This window comes from Thioclava marina (assembly GCF_002020135.1).
Taxonomy (GTDB): Bacteria; Pseudomonadota; Alphaproteobacteria; order Rhodobacterales; family Rhodobacteraceae; genus Thioclava; species Thioclava marina.
Map to the genome: position 1 here is coordinate 339,267 of NZ_MPZS01000003.1, position 19,303 is coordinate 358,569.

A 19,303-nucleotide genomic window follows, 5' to 3' on the forward strand; every position below is an offset into this window, starting at 1 on the left:
GGCAGCGCCCCCCAATTCCGTTTCCCCCTTGCGCGGTATCGGGTCTTACCGCCCGACGCCCACATAGGCCTCGAACCCGGCCTGCTTGGCGTCCTTATCGGAATAGATGTTGCGCAGGTCGGCCATGCGCGGGGTCTCCATCTTCTTCGCGAGCTTCTTGAGATCGAGGGCGCGGAACTCGTTCCACTCGGTCAGTATCACCACGCAATCGGCCTTGGCGGCGGCCTTGTAGGCGTCATCGACCCATTGCACGCCCGGCAGCAGGGCCTCGCCCTCGCGCTGGCCCTGCGGGTCGACCACGCGCACCTTGGCACCACCGCCCACCAGCGCGGGCACGATGGTCAGGGCAGGGGCTTCGCGCATGTCATCGGTGTTGGGTTTGAAGGTCACTCCGAAGACCGCGATCGTCTTGCCGTTCACCGATCCGCCGCAAAGATCGACGACCTTCTCGATCATCCGGCGCTTGATGTCGTCATTGACCTTGATGACGGTCTCGACGATCTCCATCGGGCAGGAATAGTCCTGACCGATCCGCGCCAGCGCCGCGGTGTCCTTCGGGAAGCACGAGCCGCCATAGCCCGGACCCGCATGCAGGAACTTGTTGCCGATCCGCCCGTCGAGCCCCATCCCGCGCGAGACCTGCTTGATATCGGCGCCGGTCTTTTCGCACAGCCGCGCGATCTCGTTGATGAAGGTGATCTTCGTCGCGAGGAAGGCGTTGGCAGCGTATTTGATCATCTCCGCGGTCTCCAGATCCGTGTAGAGGATCGGGAATTCGCGCAGGAAGAGCGGGCGGTAGATCTCGCCCATCACCGCTTCGGCCTTCTCCGAGGTGGTGCCGACGACCACGCGGTCAGGACGCATGAAATCGTCGATCGCGGCGCCTTCGCGCAGGAATTCGGGGTTCGAGGCCACGTCGAACTCGGCATTCGGATTGGCCTTGCGGATGGTTTGCTTGACCTGGCGGTTGGTGCCCACCGGAACGGTCGACTTGGTCACGATCACCGCATAGCCGGTCAGCGCGTTCGCGATCTCCTCGGCGGCCGCCATCACGTAAGTCAGATCGGCATGACCGTCGCCGCGCCGCGTGGGCGTGCCCACCGCGATGAAGACCGCATCGGCGCCCGCAACGGCGGATTTGAGATCGGTGGAAAAGCTCAGACGGCCCGCCTCGACATTCTTGGCCAGCAGCGCATCGAGCCCCGGCTCGTAAATCGGGACCTCGCCTTTGAGCAGCATCTCGATCTTCTCGGGGTTCTTGTCGACGCAGACCACCTCATGGCCGAAATCCGAGAAACATACCCCGGAGACGAGCCCGACATAGCCCGTGCCGATCATTGCGATTTTCATAGTGTGACGCCCCTTGTGGCTGCCTTGTCTTTCGTGATTCCCGCTCCGCGCCGTCCTTGGACCGGATCGGGCAACCCCTCGTGTTTCTTCTCAGAATCCGGACGATAAAACGAGAGGCGAAACGCCGCCCCGGGTTGGTTGCGGCGAAATTCTGGCCATTTCATGCAAGAAAAGTGCCAAACTGCAACAGTCTTTAATGCCACGTGATGAGGTCACGAATTTCCCCCTTTGCAATCAAGATTAGCTGTGTAAATCTCGCCCGGAAGCTGCCAGTTATGGGTGGCTCCTTACGGTAATGACGGAGATTACTATGAAAAAGATCGCTACCATCGCTCTCGCCCTCGGCCTCACCGGCTCGACCGCTTTCGCCGGCGGCTACACCGCTCCGGTCGTTGAGCCCGAGCCCGTTGTGGTTCAGCAGTCGTCGTCCTCGAACCCGGCGATCGTTGTTCCGATCCTGCTGCTGGTTGCCGTGGCTGTCGCTGCGTCGAACAACTAATTTCGGCTAACACCGATTTTGGAAGGGGCCGGACGCATGCGTTCCGGCCCTCTTTCATATCCGGACAGGAGGGGTAGGGCCTGACAGTCCGGGGACTGGAAAAAGCCCGCGTCTTTGCGCGGGCTTTTTTCGTTTCGGAAGAGGGAGGCGGGCGCTCAGTTGCGCAGCTGTTGGATCGCCACGTATCCAAGCGCAGGCCCGATCCATTGGCGCGACGCGAGGATCGTGCCGTTGCCGTCCACCAGATAGCTCAGGTCAAGCGTGACGCCAGAGCCTTCGCAACGTTCGGCTACCTGCCGGGCCGAGATCCCGCCCTGATCGACGATGCCCGCGGGCTGGATCGTACAGGTGACGGGCAGGGGGCGTTCCGCCCCGTCGCCGTCGAGATAACGGAAGGTTCGTTTCGCGGTGCCTGCCTTGCGCGCATGGATCAGCGCGCCTGCCGCAGACGTATCGGCCGACATCAGGTCGCGCCCGAGGCCGCGCGTGCCCGCAAGCAGCCCGTCACGCAGGATGAAGGCGCGGGCATCGGGCGTCTGGTAGGTGCGCATCGCCCCGTTCTCGCCGCGCATCGCGCCCACGGTCGAGGCGTTGCCCGCCTCGAAGGTCACGAGGATGACGGGGCCCTGGATCGATTGCAGAGCCGCCGCCGCGAGGCTTGCCGGGTCGCTGGGTGCTGCCGGGGCCGCGTCCGCTTTCTTGCCGGGAAGGATCTTGCCGAAGGCCGATTTCACCATCGTGCCGCCGACCGAGCCGCCTTCCTGCACGCCGGCGCTGTCGTGGTTCGAGCAGCTCGCAAGCAGGCCGAGGCCCAGAACCGCCCCGAACAGGGCGCGAGGGGCCCCGCTCATCGCCAGAACCTCCCCCAGTCACGATAGAGACCGCCCTGGTGGCTGCCCTCGAGCGTCTCGTAGAGCCGCCCGTCGACATTCACCTGAGCGCCGCCATCGCCGACCGACGGCCGGATCGTCGTCGAGAAGCTCTTGAGCGAGGGCTGGCCGGTCGCGTACCCCAGCGGGATCGTCAGGCGGATACCCTTGTCGAAGTGGCCGTCGCCGAACTCCTCTTCCGACATGTCGGTGAAGGTCGCGAAGGCGCCGATCTTCCAGCCGTTGGCCATCTCGCGGTCGAGCGAAATCGTCGCGCCCCAATCCTCTGCGAGGTAGCGACCCACGTCGAGCTGGCCGGTCAACCCGTCGCCGAAGTCGTAATAGGCCGAGACGAAGCCGGTGACCGTGTCGTAATCCTGGAAGCCGAAGCGCTGGTCGAAATCACGCTGCTTGACCCAGTTCAGCTCGGCCCCGAGCGCAAGGCGGCTGTCGACGGGCTTCCACAGCAATTCGCCCGAAATGCCGCCATACATCCGCTCGAGATAGCCCACGGTGACGCGCGAATAGAGATCCTTGCCCGGGCGTCCATAGGCCGCGAAGGTCAGGTTCTGAAGCGCGAGATCGCCGTGTTTCTGGTATTCGTAGATGTCGCTGCGTACATGCGGCACGGTCGAGGTGGAGGTGGTGGTAACCTCGTCGAGATTGCCCAGAACCTTCTGGCGCACCTCGCCCGCAAGCACGAGCCCGGGCGCGAATTCGTAACGTGCCTTGATCGCAAAGCCCATATCGGCATGCAGCCCTTCGCCCGGATCGAAGGGCGACAGCTCGAGGTAGGGGCCGATGCCCCAGAGCAGGCGCGGATAGAGCCCAGCCGTCTGTACATAGCCCTGATTGCCGCGCTCGGCCTCGCCGATCTGCGCGACAGCCGCGATCTGGGTCGAGGGGCCGTTTTCCAGCCGCTCGATATCGCTGCGCGAGAGGGTCGTCGTCGAGGCGGGCATGCCGCGCTCCACCAGCGTGATCTTGATCGTCTCGACCGAAGCGGGCAGGGCGCGCGTCGCGATGCGCGCGGCATGGCCGATCGCCTGCGGGTTGGCGCGATAGGTCTCGTTCGAGATCCGCAGATCGGCGGAGGTCGGGCTCAGCTTGAGCGATTCCAGAACCTGCCCGTCCTTGCGCAGCGCATCGGCGATCGCGGTCTGGATCGCGGGGCGGGCGGTCGAGTCATTGGCCCAGTCGGTCGACCAGGTCTCCGGGTCGGCCGCGCGTGCGGAGCGCGGCGCGACGGGGATCGGGGCGCGCTCAAGCCCCGAGGGGGCGACCGGATGACGCGGATCGAGCGCGATGTTGAATTGCAGCCCCAGCTTGTCGCCATGCAGCACATAGCCCGAGACCGAGGCGATCTGGTTGATCCTGTAATCGACGCCGAAGTTGAACGGCGTCTTGACGTCAATCTCGCCCGCGGCCTCCTGCGCCGAATAGGCGTCCTTGGAGTATTCCGCCTTCAGCGTGAGCTTTTCGGTGGCTTGCCAGGCGATCGACGCGAAGGGTGCCGAGGGGCCCTTGAACCAGGCCTCCGAGTTCAACCCGCCCGTCGTGGAGGGGGCAGGGCGCGTGCCGCCACCCGAGCCGTCCGAACCGAGCCGACCCCAGCCCCAACCGATGCTGGCACGCAGGCGTGGTGTGATGGTCTTGGTCGCGACCACATATTCCGAGGCGTAGATCCCATTGTCGAAGATGTCGCGCAGGCCGACGGCGAAGGCCGGGCGCCAGCCCTTTTCGTTCAGCACCTGGAGATGCAGATCGAGGCTGCGATCCTTAAGCGTATCGCCCGCATCGAGCCCCTGCTCGCGCGAGTAACGCACGGTCGCGGTCAGGCGCGGGAAGACCTGAAAGGAGAAGTTCGCGCGCTGGCTGCCCTGATAGCCCGAGAGCGAGCCCACCAATTCGCCATCGCGGAAGACCTCGGCGGTGGGGGTGTCGATCGCACCGGGTGCGCCAAGCGTTCCGACGCTCCAGGCGATGGTCGATTCCGCCCCCGCCGGTTGCGCGAGCCCCATGCCCGCCAGAAGCGCCGTCGTCGCGATGCCGCCCGTGATCCGTTTCATCCGTCTTCCCCGAAGGTTCGTTCCCAGTCTGAGGCCTTTCGTAACCGCTTTTGCACGCGCGCGCGAGAGGCGAGTGAAGATGTGTGAACGGGCGTTGCAGTTTGGCGGCATGGGGGCAGTCGATCTGCGCCCTCAATGCGAGCGCAATCACCCTGAGCGCAACATCTGCGGCCACCCCTTGAGGCGGGGCGATCCGCGATGGGGCTGCGCCAGTCCGGTGTTCGCGATGTACACGCGTTCGCCGGGGCGTCCTGCGGCTGGGGGGCGATTGGCCCCGACCTGCCCCCTGCGGCAATCTGTCAGAATGATCTCTCGAAAATATATGTTATCTGATAACATAACGAAGTGAGGAGCCCGATGTCGCAACCTGCCGAGCATATGCCGAACGCGCGCCGCCATGGTCATGGCAAGGGCCATGGCCCCGCCCATGCCGCGCGGCATCAGCAGGACCAGCACGATTTCCACACGCTTCTGAAGCATCACGCCCAGATCGCCCGCGAGGTCACCGAGACCCCTGACGGCATCATCGCCACCACGCGTTCGCACGATCCGCAGATCGCGGCGCTGATCCGCAAACACGCGGTCTCGATGCATGAGCGGATGGAGAAGGGCCTTGGCTTGCGCAACTGGGATCCGGCTTTCGCCGAGATCTTCGCGCAGGCCGACAAGGTCGAGATGCAGATCGAATTGCTGCCCGATGGCGTGCGCGTCATCGAGCGGTCCGATGATCCGAATGTGGCGATCCTGATCCACGCGCATGGCGCGGTGGTCTCGGGCTTCGTCGAAGGCGGAGCAAAGGTCGCGGCTCACGAGAGCCCCTTGCCCGACGCCTATATCCGAATGGCCGGCTCGTCACCGGTCGGGTGAGCGATCCGGCGGCACGCTGCGTCCCTAGTGCCGCCGGATCCGCCCTTATTTCTTAAATGCAGGACTCGAACAGCGCGCGGGTGTTCTCGCGCGTCATCTCGACCGGGTTGCCGCCGCAGGAGGGATCTTCCAGCGCCATATCCGTCAGCATGTCGAGGTCTTCCGCTTTCACGCCCATCGCGGTGAGGTTGGCGGGGATACCCAGCTCGGTGCGCAGGCTCTCGACGCGCGCCTTGAAGCCCTCGAACCCGCCCGCGATGCCTAGGTAAGCCGCCGCTTGCGTGATCTTCTCCTCGATGGCGTCGCGGTTGAAATCGAGCACCATCGGCATCACGCAGGCATTGGTCGTGCCGTGATGGGTGCCGTAGACCGCCCCGACCGGGTGGCTGAGCGAATGGATCGCGCCAAGCCCTTTCTGGAACGCGACCGCCCCCATCGCCGCCGCCGACATCATATGCGCGCGCGCCTCGATATCGGTCGGGGTGGCGTAGGCCTTGGGCAGGTTCTCGAACACCAGCCGCATGCCTTCGAGCGCGATGCCCTGGCTCATCGGGTGGTAGAAGGGCGAGCAGAACGCCTCGAGGCAATGCGCCAGAGCGTCCATCCCGGTGCCAGCCGTGATGAAGGCGGGCATGCCCACCGTCAGCTCCGGGTCGCAGATCGTGACCACCGGCAGCAGTTTCGGGTGGAAGATGATCTTCTTCTTGTGGGTCTCGGAGTTGGTCAGAACGCCCGCGCGCCCCACTTCAGAACCGGTGCCTGCCGTGGTCGGCACCGCGATGATCGGTGCGATCGTGTCGGGGTTGGCCCGCGTCCACCAGTCACCGATATCCTCGAGATCCCAGACGCTTACCGACTGATCCACCATCAGCGCGATCATCTTGCCCAGATCGAGCGCCGAGCCGCCGCCGAAGCACACGACCCCGTCATGCCCGCCCGCGCGATAGACCTTGAGCCCGTCTTCCATGTTCTTCTCGTTCGGGTTCGGATCGACCTGCGAGAAGACCGCGCGGCCCAGACCTGCGGAGTCGAGAATTTCCAACGCCTGCGCGGTGATCGGCAGGCTCGCCAGCGCCTTGTCGGTCACCAGAAGCGGCTTGGTGATGCCTGCGGCCTTGCAGTGATCGGCCAGTTCCTTGACCCGGCCGGGGCCGAATTTGATCGCGGTCGGATAGGACCAGTTGGCGGTGGGGGCGCTCATTTCGTCACCTTCTTGAGATGGTAGGATTTGGGTCGGGTCAGCGCGTGATAGCCGAGCACGGAGAGCGAGCCGCCACGGCCCGTTTCCTTGCAGCCCGTCCAGCACAGCGCCGGGTCGAGATAGTCGCAGCGGTTCATGAAGACCGTGCCGGTCTGCAGCCGGGCGCCGATCGCCTCGGCGCGCACCGGATCGGCGGTCCAGATCGAGCAGGTCAGCCCGTAGTCGCAATCGTTCATCGCGGCGATGGCTTCCTCGTCGTTCTTCACCGACATGATGCCGACGACGGGGCCGAAGCTCTCCTCGCGCATCACGCGCATCTCGTGGTTCACATCGACGAGGATCTGCGGCGCGAGATAGGCGCCGCCATCGTCCGCCGGGAACAGCGCCGGGTCTAGCAGCGGCTTTGCCCCGTCGGTGATCGCATCTTCGATCTGGCCGCGCACGACATCGGCAAAGCGCTTGTTCGCCATCGGGCCGATCGTGGTTTCCGGCTCGAACGGGTTGCCGAGTTTCAGCTTGCTCGCCCAGTCCACGGCCTTCTCGACGAAGGCGTCATACAGGCTTTCATGGACATAGATCCGCTCGATCCCGCAGCAGCACTGGCCCGCGTTGAACAGCGCGCCATCCATCAGCCCGTCGACTGCGGCATCGAGATCGGCATCCTTGGCCACATAACCCGGGTCCTTGCCGCCCAGCTCCAGCCCCATGCCCACGAAGGTACCCGCCGCGGCTTTCTCGATATTGCGCCCGCCACCGACCGAGCCGGTGAAGTTGATGAAGTCGAAGGCGCGCTCGCCCAGCAGCGTCTCGGTCACCTCATGGCTGAGGAAGACGTTCTGGAACACGTCCTGCGGGATGCCCGCCTCGTGGAAGGCCTCGGCGATGCGCTCGCCCACCATCAGCGTTTGCGTGGCGTGTTTCAGCATCACCGTATTGCCCGCGATCAGCGCCGGCACGAGCGAGTTGATGACCGTCATGTAAGGGTAGTTCCACGGCGCGATGATCAGCACGAGGCCCACCGGCTCGCGGGTGATCTGGCGCAGGAAGGCCGGGCTTTCCTCGACCACCATCGGCGCGAGCGCACTTTCCGCGATCGAGGCCATGTAGCCCGCGCGCTCGTTCATGCCGCCGAATTCGCCGCCATAGCGGGTGGGGCGGCCCATCTGCCAGGCCAGCTCCTCGACGACCTGGTCCTTCTTCTCGTTGAGCTTGGCGATACCAGCCTCGACGAGCTTGATCCGCTCGGCCAGCGGACGCGCCGCCCAATCGGCCTGGGCCGCCTTGAGCTGCGCGACCATCGCCTGCGCCTCCGGGTGGGAGAGCGTCTTGCGCTCGGCATAGACCTGCCCGTCGACGGGCGAGATGCATTGGATCACTTTCGACATCATGTCTCCTTGCGGGCGTCCACGGCCCGCGGTCTCACTTTCAAAAACTCAGGCGCGCTCGAAGCCGCGCATCCGTTCCCAATCGGTCACGACGCGGTTCTGCTCTTCCAGCTCCCAGCGCGCGGCACGGGCGTAATGGGCGACCACCTCAGGGCCGAAGGCCTCCTTCAGCATCGCGCTGCCTTCCAGCGCGCCGAGCGCCTCGCCCAGAGATTTGGGCACCTCGGTCACTTCGCCCGCCTTGTAGATATCGCCTGCGGCTTCCGGCCCCGGGTCCATCTCGCCCTCGATCCCCGCAAGCCCCGCCGCGAGCAGCGCGGCACAGGCGAGGTAGGGGTTTAGGTCTGCCCCGCCGATCCGGCATTCCACGCGGATGCTCTTGGTGCCCTCGCCGCAGATGCGGAAGCCCGCGGTGCGGTTGTCGAGCGACCAGACCGCTTTCGTCGGCGCGAAAAGCCCCTCGCAGAAACGCTTGTAGCTGTTGGTGTAGGGGGCGAGGAAATAGGTGATCTCGCGGGCATGGGCCAGCTGCCCGCCAAGGTAGTGATGCATCAGCTCGGACATGCCGTTGGGCGCCTCCGCATCGAAGAAGACGGGCTTGCCAGCTTTCCACAGCGACTGGTGCACGTGGCTCGACGAGCCCGCCTTGTCGGTGTGGTATTTCGCCATGAAGGTCGCCGAGAGCCCATGCGACTGCGCCACTTCCTTCGCGCATTGCTTCACCAGCACATGCATGTCGGCGGTCTCGAGCCCGCCCGAGTATTTCACGTTCAGCTCTTCCTGACCGCGCTCGGCCTCGCCCTTCGAGCACTCCACCGGGATGCCCGCGCGGTAAAGCGCATTGCGCATGTCGCGCATCGCGGGCTCGCAGCGGGAATTGCCGAAGATCGAGTAATCGACATTGTAGCGCGCCACCGGGGTCGGGTCGGGATAGCCCGCGTCGAACAGCTCGGGGTAGCTTTCCTCGAACAGGAAGAACTCCAGCTCGGTCGCCATCATCACGTCATAGCCCATCTCCTTCGCGCGCCCGATCTGGCGCTTGAGGACCGAGCGCGGCGCATGGGGCACCGGCTGATGGGTGTGATGGTCGAGCAGATCGCAGATCACCAGCGCCGTGCCCGGCACCCAGGGAATCAGGCGCAGCGTCTCCATGTCGGGTTTCATGACATAGTCGCCGTAACCACGCTCCCAGCTCGAGGCCTCGTAGCCCTGAACCGTGGCCATCTCGAGATCGGTGGCGAGCAGGTAGTTGCAGCAATGCGTCTCCTGCCAGCCGCTATCCACGAAATGTTGGGCGTGGAAACGCTTGCCCTGAAGGCGGCCCTGCATGTCCACCAGTGCGGCGATCACGGTGTCGATCTCGCCGGCCTTCACGGCCTTCTTGAGCGCGTCGAACGAGAATTTGGCGGTCATTGGCTCCTCCGGGGTTTGAATGCGCCCCGCGACACTGCCGCGAGGCGAGGCGCCCGGCAAGAGCCGGACGTGGGGCAGGGCGCGCGGAACCGATCAAAGCGTCGCGCGCCCGCGATGTCGTCAGCCGTAGCGGTAGGGCGGGCCTGCCTTCGCCATGGTGTCGTTGTATTTCTTGAAGATGTCCACGACCTTCGCCTTGAGCGGGCTTTCGGCAGCGATTTCGTCCCAGAACTTGTGGGCGGCGTCTTCGACCTGTTTCCACTCGGCATCGGGGATCGTGGTCAGCTGCATCTCGGTGCCGTCCACGCGCAGCTTCGCTTCGCCCGACCAGTACCAGTACTGGCGGTGGTAATGCGACTGGTCGAAGCAGGTCTTCATCAGCGTCTTGAGACGATCCGGGACCTCGTTCCAGCGATCCATGTTGGCAAAGAAATGCCCGATCCACGCGCCCGAGATGTTGTTGGTCAGGAAGTAGGGCGCGTTCTTGCCCCAGCCCGAGGTGTAATCCTCGGTGATGCCCGACCAGGCGACACCGTCGAGCTCGCCGGTCTGAAGCGCGACTTCGACGTCTTCCCACGGGATCGTCACCGGCACGACGCCGAATTGCGCGAGGAAGCGCCCCGCGGTCGGGAAGGTGAAGACCCGCTTGCCATTGAGATCGGCCAGCGACTTCACCGGCTCTTTCATCGCGAAGTTGCACGGATCCCACGAGCCCGCCGAGATGTGCTTGATGCCGACGGCCGAATACTGCTCGTCCCAGATCTCGTTGAGACCCCATTCGTTGAACAGCGTCGGCACGTCGAGCGAATAACGCAGCCCGAAGGGGAAGTAGCCGCCGAAGACGGTCACTTCGGTCGGCGAGGCCATCGAGTCGTCATCCGACTGGACCGCGTCGATCGTGCCCGACTGCATCGCGCGGAACAGCTCCGAGGTCGGCACGAGTTGGTCGGCGTAATAGAGTTCGATCTCCATCTGACCGTCAGCGATCTCGTTGAAGGTCTTGATGCAGTTGTCCACGACCTGTTCGGCGAGTGCCGGACCTGCATAGGTCTGCATCCGCCACTTGATCTTGGATTGCGCGAGCGCGGGCGCCGCGAGACCGGCTGCCGCCGCCCCCACCGCCCCGGTGGTCAGAAACTTACGTCTTGTCGTCATCTTTCATTCTCCTTGTTGGTAGGAAAGGCCCGGTTTGTCCGGGCTCTGGTTATCGTCCCAAAACCGCATGCGGCAGCCAAAGCGCCAGCTGCGGGAAGATCATCACGAGGATCAGCGTCAGGACCATGACGCCCACGAAAGGGATCACCGAGGCATAGATCACCGGCAAGGTGAACTCCTTCGGCGCCATCGCCTTCATCAGGAACAGGTTATAGCCGAAGGGCGGCGTCAGATAGGCAACCTGACAGGTGATGGTATAAAGGACACCATACCAGATCATGTCGAAGCCCAGATGCCGCGCGAGGCTGACATAGACCGGCGCCACGATCACCAGCATCGCCGTGTCGTCGAGGAACATCCCCATCACCAGAAAGCTCAGCTGCATCAGGATCAGGATCTGCCACGGGCCAAGGCCGAGGCTCTCGGTGAAGAAATCCTCGATCGCGCGGCCAGCGCCCAAGCCATCGAACACCGCGCCGAACGACAGCGCCGCGGTGATGATCAGCATGAACATCACGGTGATCTTGAGCGTGTTCTCGGTCGAGACCTTGAAGACCTGCCAGGTGAAGCGGCGCTTCACCGCCGCCGCCAGCACGGCCGAGAGCGCACCGATCACCGAAGCTTCGGTCAGGCTCGCCCAGCCCTTCAGGAAGGGCACCATCATCGCCACGAAGATGAAGACCGGCATCAGGCCCGCGCGCAGCAGCCGCAGCTTTTCGCGCATGGTGATCGCGGCGCGTTCCTCGGCATCCATCGGCGGCGCGAGATCGGGGTTCAGTTTGCAGCGGATCACGATGTAAGCGACGAACAGCACCGCCATCAGCAGCCCCGGAATGGCGCCCGCGAGCCACAGCTCGGACACCGGCTGGCGCGCGATCAGCGAGAACAGCACCAGCACGACCGAGGGCGGGATCAGGATGCCAAGGCTCGACCCTGCCTGAATCACGCCTGAAATCATCAGCTTGTCGTAATTCCGGCGCAGCAGCTCCGGCAGCGCGATCGTGGCGCCGATCGCCATGCCCGCGACCGACAGCCCGTTCATCACCGAAATCATCACCATCAGCAGGATCGTCCCGATCGCGAGCCCACCCGGCAATGGCCCGAACCAGACGTGGAACATCCGGTAAAGATCCTCGGCCAGCCGGCTCTCGGACATCACGTAGCCCATGTAGACGAACATCGGCAGCGTCAGCAGCGGCGTCCACTTCATCAGCTTCATCACCGAGCCGAAGCCCATCTGCGTGCCGCCGGGCCCCCAGAGCGCGAAGGCCGCCACGACCGCGACGAAGCCGATCGCGCCGAAGACCCGCTGACCGGTCAGCATCATCAACAGCATCGTCGAGAACATCAGTAGGGCGATGGTGTTGTGATCCATCAGATTTCCTCCCCGCGGATCGTCGCGATGTCGCGGATCAGAAGAGCGCTCGCCTGCAACAGCATCATTGCGAAACCGAAGGTGATGATCGTCTTGATCGGCCAGAGATAGGGCCGCCAGGCGGTCGGGTTCCGCTCGTTATATTCGAACGCGTAAACCGTGGAATCGAAGGCCGAGTAGACCATGATCCCGAGATAGAACATCAGTGCGAAGACGGTGAACGCATCCCACCAGGCCTGACCTTTCGGGGACCAGCGCGAATAGAGAAGGTCCATGCGCACATTCGCGTCCCCCTGCAGCGACCACGGCGCGCCGAGCATGTAATAGGCCACCAGCGTGAACTGGGCCATCTCCAGCGTCCAGAGCGCGGGGATATGCAGGATCTTCGTCGCCGACGAAAACAGCATGATCGCCATGATCACGTAGAGCAGATACATCGCCACTTTCCCGAGGCGACGGTTGAACCCCTCGACAAAGCGGACATAGGCGCGGATCCATCCCGGCATCAGGCGGCCTCCCCGGTCTGAGTTTCGATGCGCGCGATCGCAGCTTGCAGCACCGGCGCGAGGGTCGCGGCCATCGCAGCCTGCGCGTTCGCATCCGCGATCAGGTCGTTGCGCAGCTCCAGCATCACGTTCGGAAGCCCCATCGGGGTCGCCTGCAACGCGAGCGTATGGGTCACGCCATCGGCGCCCGAATAGGGCTCGTTGAGCCGCGCATCGAGGCCCGTTCGCGCCTGCGCCTCCGCCAGCACGGCCTCTGCGAGAGTGGCATCGGCATCGTGGATCATACCCAGTTCGACATCCCGGCGCTGCCCGAAATAGACCGGCGTGAAGGAATGCACCGTCACGATCACAGGGGCAGCACCGCGCGCAAGCCTTCCCGCGATCAGCGCGCGCAGCTCGGCATGGAAGGGCAGGTAGAGCGCCTCTGTCCGCGCCGCACGCGCGGCCCGCGTCAGTCCTATATTCCCGGGAATATCATGGACTTCCGAACGTTCCGGCATCGCGCCCGCGTGCTGCGGCGGGCGGTTGAGATCATAGATCAGCCGCGATTGGCAGGCATGGGCCAGCGGCGCATCCAGTGCCTCGGCCAGCCCTTTCGCCAGCGCCAGCGCACCCGGATCCCACGCGATATGCGCGTCGCGCTGCTTGGCACTCAGCCCCAGATCGCCCCAGGGCGCGGGGAAGGAATTCGAGGCATGTTCGCAGATCACGACGCAGCGCCCCTTCCGGGCAGCCCCTTCGATCCGGATCGGTGCTATACTCCCGCTCACCCCAGTCCCCGATTCCCGCTTGCAACTCGCATTCAGGCTCGCCTCGCGTGCCCTTTTGTGTCAAGATATTTTCAGAATTTGTTTTTCTGTTACGATCTGTTCGATCCTTTTGGGCAAGGAGTGCACAATTTGGCGGCAGTCTCGCAAAGCATCGAAGACCAGATCTCGGGCGCCATCGAAGAGATGACCCGGGCCGAGAAGCAGCTCGCCAGCCATATCCTGCGCCATTACCCGATGTCGCTTCTGGGCTCGGTGACGCAGCTCGCCCGCGCCGCCGAGGTGTCGTCGCCTACCGTGGTGCGGCTCGCGCAGAAGATGGGTTTCGGCGGCTATCCCGGGTTGCAACAGGCGGTGCGCGACGAGCTGGAGGCGCAGCTTGTCTCGCCGCTGGTGAAACACGACCGCTGGGCCGGGGACGCGCCCGAGACCCATATGCTCAACCGTTTCGCCGATGCGGTGCTGGGCAATCTGCAAGCCACGCTGAAACAGATCGACCATGCGCAATTCGATGCGGCCGCCGCCCTTCTGGCCGATCCGAACCGCCGCATCTTTGCCACGGGCGGGCGCATCACCCTGCCGATCGCGCAATATTTCGTCTCGCATATGAAGGTGATCCGGCCCGGCGTCGAACTGCTCGAACCGGTGTCGAACGCCTGGCCGCCCGCGCTTTTGGAAATGCGCAAGGGGGATGCGCTTCTCGTTTTCGATATCCGGCGTTACGAGAACACGGTGCTGCAACTGGTGGAAATGGCGGCCGATCAGGGCGTCGAGGTGATCCTGTTCACCGACCCCTGGGTCAGCCCCGCCGCCGCCCATGCCCGGTTCCGTTTCTCTGCCCAGATCGAGGTGCCCTCGGCCTGGGATTCGACCGTCGCGATCCAGGTGCTGGTCGAGACGCTGATGGCCGCCGTGCAATCGCTCACCTGGGAAGAGACCGAAGCGCGGATGAAGCGCCTCGAAGAGCTCTACGACCGCGCGCGCTTCTTCCGGCGGAAGTAAGGGGGCGCTGCCCCCGTCTCCTTCGGAGCCTCCCCCGAGATATTTAGATCAAGAAGAAGCGGAACGGACCGCATCTTCTTCTTGATGAAAATATCTCGGGGGTGAATGGCCGATAGGCCAGAGGGGGCAGCGCCCCCTAGGCGAATTCGCCGGGCGCGGCGAGCTGGTTCGTCGGTGCCGAGCTGATCCGCATCGTTCTGATCGTGCCGATCCCGGCGCGGGCTTTGCTGCCGCTGCAGGCGTGCGAAAAGAGCGGTGATTTTCACGCGCATCTGTGCGAGCATGAGCCGGAGGAGGACCGCCCATGACCGAGATTTCCAGCGATTTCAACGGGCAGACCGTGATCTGCACCTTCGAGATGACCCCCGCCACCGCCGACGAACTGATGGAGAAGCTTCAGTCGGCCTATTCGGAAGTGATCTCGAAAGCGCCCGGCTTCGTTGGCGCGGGGTTGCATATGAATGATGCACGTACCCGCATCGCCACCTATTCGAAATGGGCAGAGCGCGGGGATTATCAGGCAATGCTGCGCAGCCCCGAGATGATCGCCCGCAACCGGGTGATCAACACGCTTTGCCGGAGCTTCGAGCCGGTGATGTACGAGGTCGCGGCAGATTTCTGAGCGGCGCCTGCGCGGCCCGCGGTTTTTCGTGCGGTAGCGCTGGACGGATGGGAACTTGCACCCCCATATCCGCGTTGATGTGAAAAGACATAGCGGAGAGTGACATGGAAGATGTTCTTCAAGCCATCGGGACGGTCGGGATGGTGCTGCTGGTCATCGCGGGGCTGCTTGCGGGCTGGTTCGCGAGCCTCGTCTCGGGCGGGCGTCACACGGGCGCCTATCTCGCGATCGGCGTCATCGGCGCGCTGATAACCCCCTTCATCGCGGCGCTGCTGGGGGGTGCGGTTCTCGCGGCGGGCGGTTTGCTCGCGATTGTCGGGATCGCGCTGGTGGGGGCAGTCGTGGTGCTTGTCATCGGCAAGCTCATCCTCGACTGAGCGCGCTTCGGCCTCACGGGGCCGGCGCCCCGCGCAAAAGCCACCATCCGAGCTTGAGATAGGCAAATCCTTCGCGGGCGCGGGCCTTCGCGCTCGCGCGGTGGTCGGGGCAGTCGGCCCGTGCCATCAGCCCCATTGCCCGCGCAATGACGATGGCGCGCGGTGCGTGATAGGGATCGGTGACGATGACGACCTCGCGGGCTGTAAGCATCTCGCGCGCGAAGGCGACATTCTCATAGGTGCTGGTCGAGCGATCCTCGAGCGCGATCGCAGCCTCCGGTACCCCTGCGTCGCGCAGGATCGCGGCCATGGCCTGCGCCTCGCTCGGCTCATGCCGCCCGAGCCCGCCGCAACAGATCACCCGATCGCTTTTCCCGGCGTGGAAAAGTCGCGCCGCGTGGCGTGTGCGTCGCACCAGAGCGGGCGAGGGGGCGCCACCGGGCCAGACGGCCGCGCCGAGGATCAGGATGGTGCTCATCCTTCCGAGCTAGGCGCTGGCCTCTTGCAGGACAAGCCGGAATGCGCATGCTATAATTTTAAAAATGGGAGGTTTTCATGCGCATTACGATCATCGCGGCGCTTCTTGCCGCAGCTCCGGCTTTCGCCGATCCGGTCAATATCCGCCCGGACATGATGTCGGTCACTGTCGAGACCGCCAATGGCCCAGTCGAGATCAGCCGCATCCAGGACAATGAGAACAAGCTGGAGGGCGACTGGGCCAAGACCTCGCGACCCTGTCCGAATTTCTGTATCCAGCCGATGGTGCCCGCCGAGGGCGTGTCCCCGATCGGCGAGCTGGAGATGCTGCAATTTCTGCAAGATCCCAATGTCGTGGTGATCGACGGACGGGTGAAGTCCGATTTCGACGGCGGCGCGATCCCGGGGGCTGTCAACGTGCCCTATACGGAAGCCGCCGACCGTCTGGGCGAGCTGGGTTGCGAGCCCGATTTCGAGGGGTTCGACTGCTCCGGCGAGAATGTGAAATCGGCCGCGCTCTATTGCAACGGCCCGTGGTGCGGCCAGTCCCCCACGGCCGCGCGGCGGATGATCGAGGCGGGCTTCCCGGCCGAGAAGATCTACTACTACCGCGGCGGGATGCAGCAATGGCGTCTGCTGGGGCTGACGGTGACGGAGTGAGTTAGTCCAAGTGAGTTGCTGAGACAATTAGGTCAGGCGAAGTTCTCATTTCGTAATCTTCGCATGCGGAAAGAAACTCGTCTGGCCCGTCGTCTTCCGGCTTCACAAAACGAATTAGAAAATCTGCTGACCGGCCCATAGTGGCGAGGATGTCCTGTAGTAGGACACCCTCTATGATAACCGGGCGATTCCTCTCATGTCTCCGCGAAACGAGTTCGTTTGCACAAGCAGAGTGCGCAATTAACCCGTTGCCTGTTTTGAAATTGTCAAGTTCTATGACTGGCATATTGAGGCGGAAGCTCAAGTATCTCGCAAATACCGATTTTCCAATTCCCGCCCGTCCATCCACTCCGATGATGAAAGAGCGCCATTCTGCAAGTGCAGCCCACGAAACTCTGACTGCTTTCTCCCACTCTGGCCCAATTTGAAAGTCATTCAATGGGAAGTTAGGAGCGTCTTGCATCACCGCCCCTTCCTCCGCTTCACACCACCTCTCTGCCCCGGCCGCCCCGCCGTCGACCGGCCTTTCGCCTTCACCGCCGCTTCGCTCGCGGCCTCCACGGCCGATTGCCGCGCGAGCGGGTCGTCGTGAACGGCGAGGTCCACCGCCTCCAGCCGTTTCACCTCGTCGCGCAGGCGGGCGGCTTCCTCGAATTCCAGATCCTCGGCGGCCTTGCGCATCTTGGCGCGCAGATCGTCGAGATGGGCGGCGAGGTTGGCGCCGGGCTTGACCGCATCGACCTTGGCGGTGACGCGCGACATGTCGGTGTCGCCCTGATAGAGCCCGGCCAGAACGTCCTCGACATTCTTCTTCACCGTCGCGGGCGTGATGCCGTGCTCCTCGTTATAGGCGATCTGCTTGGCGCGGCGGCGGTCGGTCTCGTCCATCGCGCGCTGCATCGAGCCGGTGATCTTGTCGGCATACATGATGACCCGGCCATCGGCGTTGCGCGCGGCGCGGCCGATGGTCTGGATCAGCGAGGTTTCCGAGCGCAGGAAGCCCTCCTTGTCGGCATCTAGGATCGCGACCAGACCGCATTCTGGGATGTCGAGCCCCTCGCGCAGCAGGTTGATCCCCACCAGCACGTCGAAAGCGCCAAGGCGCAGGTCGCGCAGGATCTCGATCCGCTCGATCGTGTCGATATCGGAATGCATGTAGCGCACCCGTACGCCCTGTTCGTGCAGGTATTCGGTCAGGTCCTCGGCCATGCGTTTGGTCAGCGTGGTGACGAGCGTCCGGTAGCCGCGCGCGGCGACCGTGCGGATTTCATCCAGCACATCGTCCACCTGAGTCTCGACCGGGCGGATCTCCACGACCGGGTCGAGAAGGCCGGTCGGGCGGATGACCTGTTCGGTGAAGACGCCGCCGGTCTGCTCCAGCTCCCACGCGGCAGGCGTGGCCGAGACGAAGACCGATTGCGGGCGCATCGCGTCCCATTCCTCGAACTTCAGTGGGCGGTTGTCCATGCAGGAGGGCAGGCGGAAGCCGTGTTCGGCCAGCGTGAACTTGCGCCGGTAGTCGCCGCGATACATGCCGCCGATCTGGGGCACGGTGACGTGGGATTCGTCGGCGAAGACGATCGCGTTGTCGGGGATGAATTCGAACAGGGTGGGCGGCGGCTCACCGGGCGCGCGGCCGGTGAGATAGCGCGAATAGTTCTCGATCCCGTTGCAGACGCCGGTGGCCTCCAGCATCTCAAGATCGAAATTCGTGCGCTGTTCGAGGCGTTGCGCCTCGAGCAGCTTGCCTTCGTCCTGCAACTGCTTGAGCCGCTGCGTCAGCTCCTTGCGGATGCCCTTGGTCGCCTGCTGCAGCGTCGGGCGGGGCGTGACGTAGTGGCTGTTCGCGTAGATGCGGATCTGCTCGAAACTGTCGGTCTTCGCCCCGGTCAGCGGATCGAATTCGGTAATGGCTTCAAGCTCTTCTCCGAAGAAGCTGAAGCGCCACGCGCGATCTTCGAGGTGCGCGGGCCACAGGTCCACGGTGTCGCCCTTCACGCGAAACGCGCCGCGCTGGAAGGCCGCATCGAGACGCTTGTATTGCTGCGCCACCAGATCGCCGAGGAATTTGCGCTGTTCGATCAGGTCGCCGACCTTCAGATCCTGCGTCATCGCCGAATAGGTCTCGACCGAGCCGATACCGTAGATGCACGACACCGAGGCCACGATGATCACGTCGTCACGCTCGAGCAGCGCCCGCGTTGCCGAGTGCCGCATCCGGTCGATCTGCTCGTTGATCTGCGATTCCTTCTCGATATAGGTGTCCGAGCGCGGAACATAGGCCTCGGGCTGGTAGTAGTCGTAGTAGGAGACGAAATATTCCACCGAGTTGTCGGGGAAGAAGCCCTTGAATTCGCCGTATAATTGCGCAGCCAGCGTCTTGTTGGGCGCAAGGATGATCGCAGGGCGCTGCGTCTCTTCGATGACCTTGGCCATGGTGAAGGTCTTGCCCGTGCCCGTCGCGCCGAGCAGCACCTGGTCGCGCTCTCCCGCGTTGACGCCCTCCGACAGCTCCGCGATCGCGGTGGGCTGGTCGCCTGCGGGTGCGAAATCCGTCTTCATCACGAACCGCTTGCCGCCTTCGAGCTTGGGGCGTGTGAGCACGTCGGGACGTTCGGTGGGCAGGTTCGTATTGTTGTGGGGCATCGCGCAGACCTTTCGCTGGACCCTAGATTTGTCCTCTTTTCGTTCGCGTTCAAGGGGTTGCGC

At 64.0% G+C, this 19,303-nt stretch carries 18 protein-coding genes; 6 read left to right on the forward strand and 12 right to left on the reverse strand.

Features of this window, described 5'->3' with window-relative positions; all coding sequences use genetic code 11:
- Nucleotides 1–45: 45 nt before the first annotated feature.
- The gene (locus BMG00_RS15885) at nt 46–1,350 is read right to left on the reverse strand and encodes a UDP-glucose dehydrogenase family protein (protein WP_078575016.1); all 1,305 of its coding nucleotides are present in this window, start codon (nt 1,348–1,350) and stop codon (nt 46–48) included.
- A gap of 310 nt (nt 1,351–1,660) precedes the next feature.
- On the opposite strand from BMG00_RS15885, the gene BMG00_RS15890 reads away from it, so the two are divergent.
- Complete coding sequence (locus BMG00_RS15890) at nt 1,661–1,849, forward strand: hypothetical protein (RefSeq protein WP_206198354.1); 189 nt, start codon at nt 1,661–1,663, stop codon at nt 1,847–1,849.
- A 155-nt stretch (nt 1,850–2,004) separates the two neighbouring features.
- On the opposite strand, the gene BMG00_RS15895 is transcribed toward BMG00_RS15890, so the two are convergent.
- Nucleotides 2,005–2,700: a YjbF family lipoprotein gene (locus tag BMG00_RS15895; RefSeq protein WP_078575017.1), complete on the reverse strand. Its 696-nt coding sequence runs from the start codon at nt 2,698–2,700 to the stop codon at nt 2,005–2,007.
- Nucleotides 2,697–4,787, reverse strand: coding sequence for a YjbH domain-containing protein (locus BMG00_RS15900; protein WP_078575018.1), 2,091 nt, complete (start codon nt 4,785–4,787; stop codon nt 2,697–2,699). The genes BMG00_RS15895 and BMG00_RS15900 overlap by 4 nt, the downstream gene beginning before the upstream one ends.
- Nucleotides 4,788–5,144: 357 nt before the next feature.
- On the opposite strand from BMG00_RS15900, the gene BMG00_RS15905 reads away from it, so the two are divergent.
- Nucleotides 5,145–5,654 carry a hypothetical protein gene (locus tag BMG00_RS15905; protein ID WP_210401961.1) on the forward strand — a complete coding sequence of 170 codons (510 nt, stop codon included), beginning with the start codon at nt 5,145–5,147 and terminating at the stop codon, nt 5,652–5,654.
- Between the two features lie 52 nt (nt 5,655–5,706).
- Here BMG00_RS15905 and BMG00_RS15910 read toward each other — a convergent pair whose 3' ends face one another.
- The 7 genes from BMG00_RS15910 to BMG00_RS15940 form a co-directional block, all read right to left on the reverse strand.
- On the reverse strand, nt 5,707–6,855 hold the full coding sequence (locus BMG00_RS15910; protein ID WP_078530209.1) for an iron-containing alcohol dehydrogenase: 1,149 nt from the start codon (nt 6,853–6,855) through the stop codon (nt 5,707–5,709).
- Complete coding sequence (locus tag BMG00_RS15915) at nt 6,852–8,240, reverse strand: aldehyde dehydrogenase family protein (protein WP_078575019.1); 1,389 nt, start codon at nt 8,238–8,240, stop codon at nt 6,852–6,854. Before BMG00_RS15915 ends, BMG00_RS15910 begins: the two co-directional genes overlap by 4 nt.
- A 48-nt stretch (nt 8,241–8,288) precedes the next feature.
- The gene (locus BMG00_RS15920; RefSeq protein WP_078575020.1) at nt 8,289–9,653 is read right to left on the reverse strand and encodes a glutamine synthetase family protein; all 1,365 of its coding nucleotides are present in this window, start codon (nt 9,651–9,653) and stop codon (nt 8,289–8,291) included.
- 120 nt (nt 9,654–9,773) lie between these two features.
- Nucleotides 9,774–10,808: a TRAP transporter substrate-binding protein gene (locus BMG00_RS15925; protein ID WP_078530212.1), complete on the reverse strand. Its 1,035-nt coding sequence runs from the start codon at nt 10,806–10,808 to the stop codon at nt 9,774–9,776.
- A 49-nt stretch (nt 10,809–10,857) separates the two neighbouring features.
- Nucleotides 10,858–12,183, reverse strand: coding sequence for a TRAP transporter large permease (locus BMG00_RS15930; RefSeq protein WP_078575021.1), 1,326 nt, complete (start codon nt 12,181–12,183; stop codon nt 10,858–10,860).
- A complete protein-coding gene (locus BMG00_RS15935) occupies nt 12,183–12,689 on the reverse strand; it encodes a TRAP transporter small permease subunit (RefSeq protein ID WP_078530214.1) in 507 nt (168 codons plus the stop codon). The genes BMG00_RS15930 and BMG00_RS15935 overlap by 1 nt, the downstream gene beginning before the upstream one ends.
- Nucleotides 12,689–13,459 carry an N-formylglutamate amidohydrolase gene (locus BMG00_RS15940; protein WP_078575022.1) on the reverse strand — a complete coding sequence of 257 codons (771 nt, stop codon included), beginning with the start codon at nt 13,457–13,459 and terminating at the stop codon, nt 12,689–12,691. Before BMG00_RS15940 ends, BMG00_RS15935 begins: the two co-directional genes overlap by 1 nt.
- 129 nt (nt 13,460–13,588) lie before the next feature.
- Here BMG00_RS15940 and BMG00_RS15945 point away from each other — a divergent pair, with 129 nt between their 5' ends.
- The 3 genes from BMG00_RS15945 (at nt 13,589) to BMG00_RS15955 (ending at nt 15,457) form a co-directional block, all read left to right on the forward strand.
- Complete coding sequence (locus BMG00_RS15945; protein WP_078530216.1) at nt 13,589–14,458, forward strand: MurR/RpiR family transcriptional regulator; 870 nt, start codon at nt 13,589–13,591, stop codon at nt 14,456–14,458.
- A gap of 304 nt (nt 14,459–14,762) precedes the next feature.
- The gene (locus tag BMG00_RS15950) at nt 14,763–15,080 is read left to right on the forward strand and encodes an antibiotic biosynthesis monooxygenase family protein (protein ID WP_078530217.1); all 318 of its coding nucleotides are present in this window, start codon (nt 14,763–14,765) and stop codon (nt 15,078–15,080) included.
- A gap of 104 nt (nt 15,081–15,184) precedes the next feature.
- On the forward strand, nt 15,185–15,457 hold the full coding sequence (locus BMG00_RS15955; RefSeq protein ID WP_078575024.1) for a hypothetical protein: 273 nt from the start codon (nt 15,185–15,187) through the stop codon (nt 15,455–15,457).
- Nucleotides 15,458–15,470: 13 nt separating this feature from the next.
- Here the strand turns inward: BMG00_RS15955 and BMG00_RS15960 are convergent, their stop codons facing one another.
- Nucleotides 15,471–15,935 (reverse strand): YdcF family protein, encoded by a 465-nt coding sequence (locus BMG00_RS15960; protein ID WP_078530219.1) that lies wholly within the window; start codon nt 15,933–15,935, stop codon nt 15,471–15,473.
- A 77-nt stretch (nt 15,936–16,012) separates the two neighbouring features.
- Here BMG00_RS15960 and BMG00_RS15965 point away from each other — a divergent pair, with 77 nt between their 5' ends.
- Nucleotides 16,013–16,594, forward strand: a complete 582-nt coding sequence (locus BMG00_RS15965; RefSeq protein WP_078575025.1) for a rhodanese-like domain-containing protein — start codon at nt 16,013–16,015, stop codon at nt 16,592–16,594.
- 462 nt (nt 16,595–17,056) lie between these two features.
- On the opposite strand, the gene uvrB is transcribed toward BMG00_RS15965, so the two are convergent.
- Nucleotides 17,057–19,240, reverse strand: coding sequence for an excinuclease ABC subunit UvrB (gene uvrB / locus BMG00_RS15975; protein WP_078575027.1), 2,184 nt, complete (start codon nt 19,238–19,240; stop codon nt 17,057–17,059).
- Nucleotides 19,241–19,303: the final 63 nt, after the last annotated feature.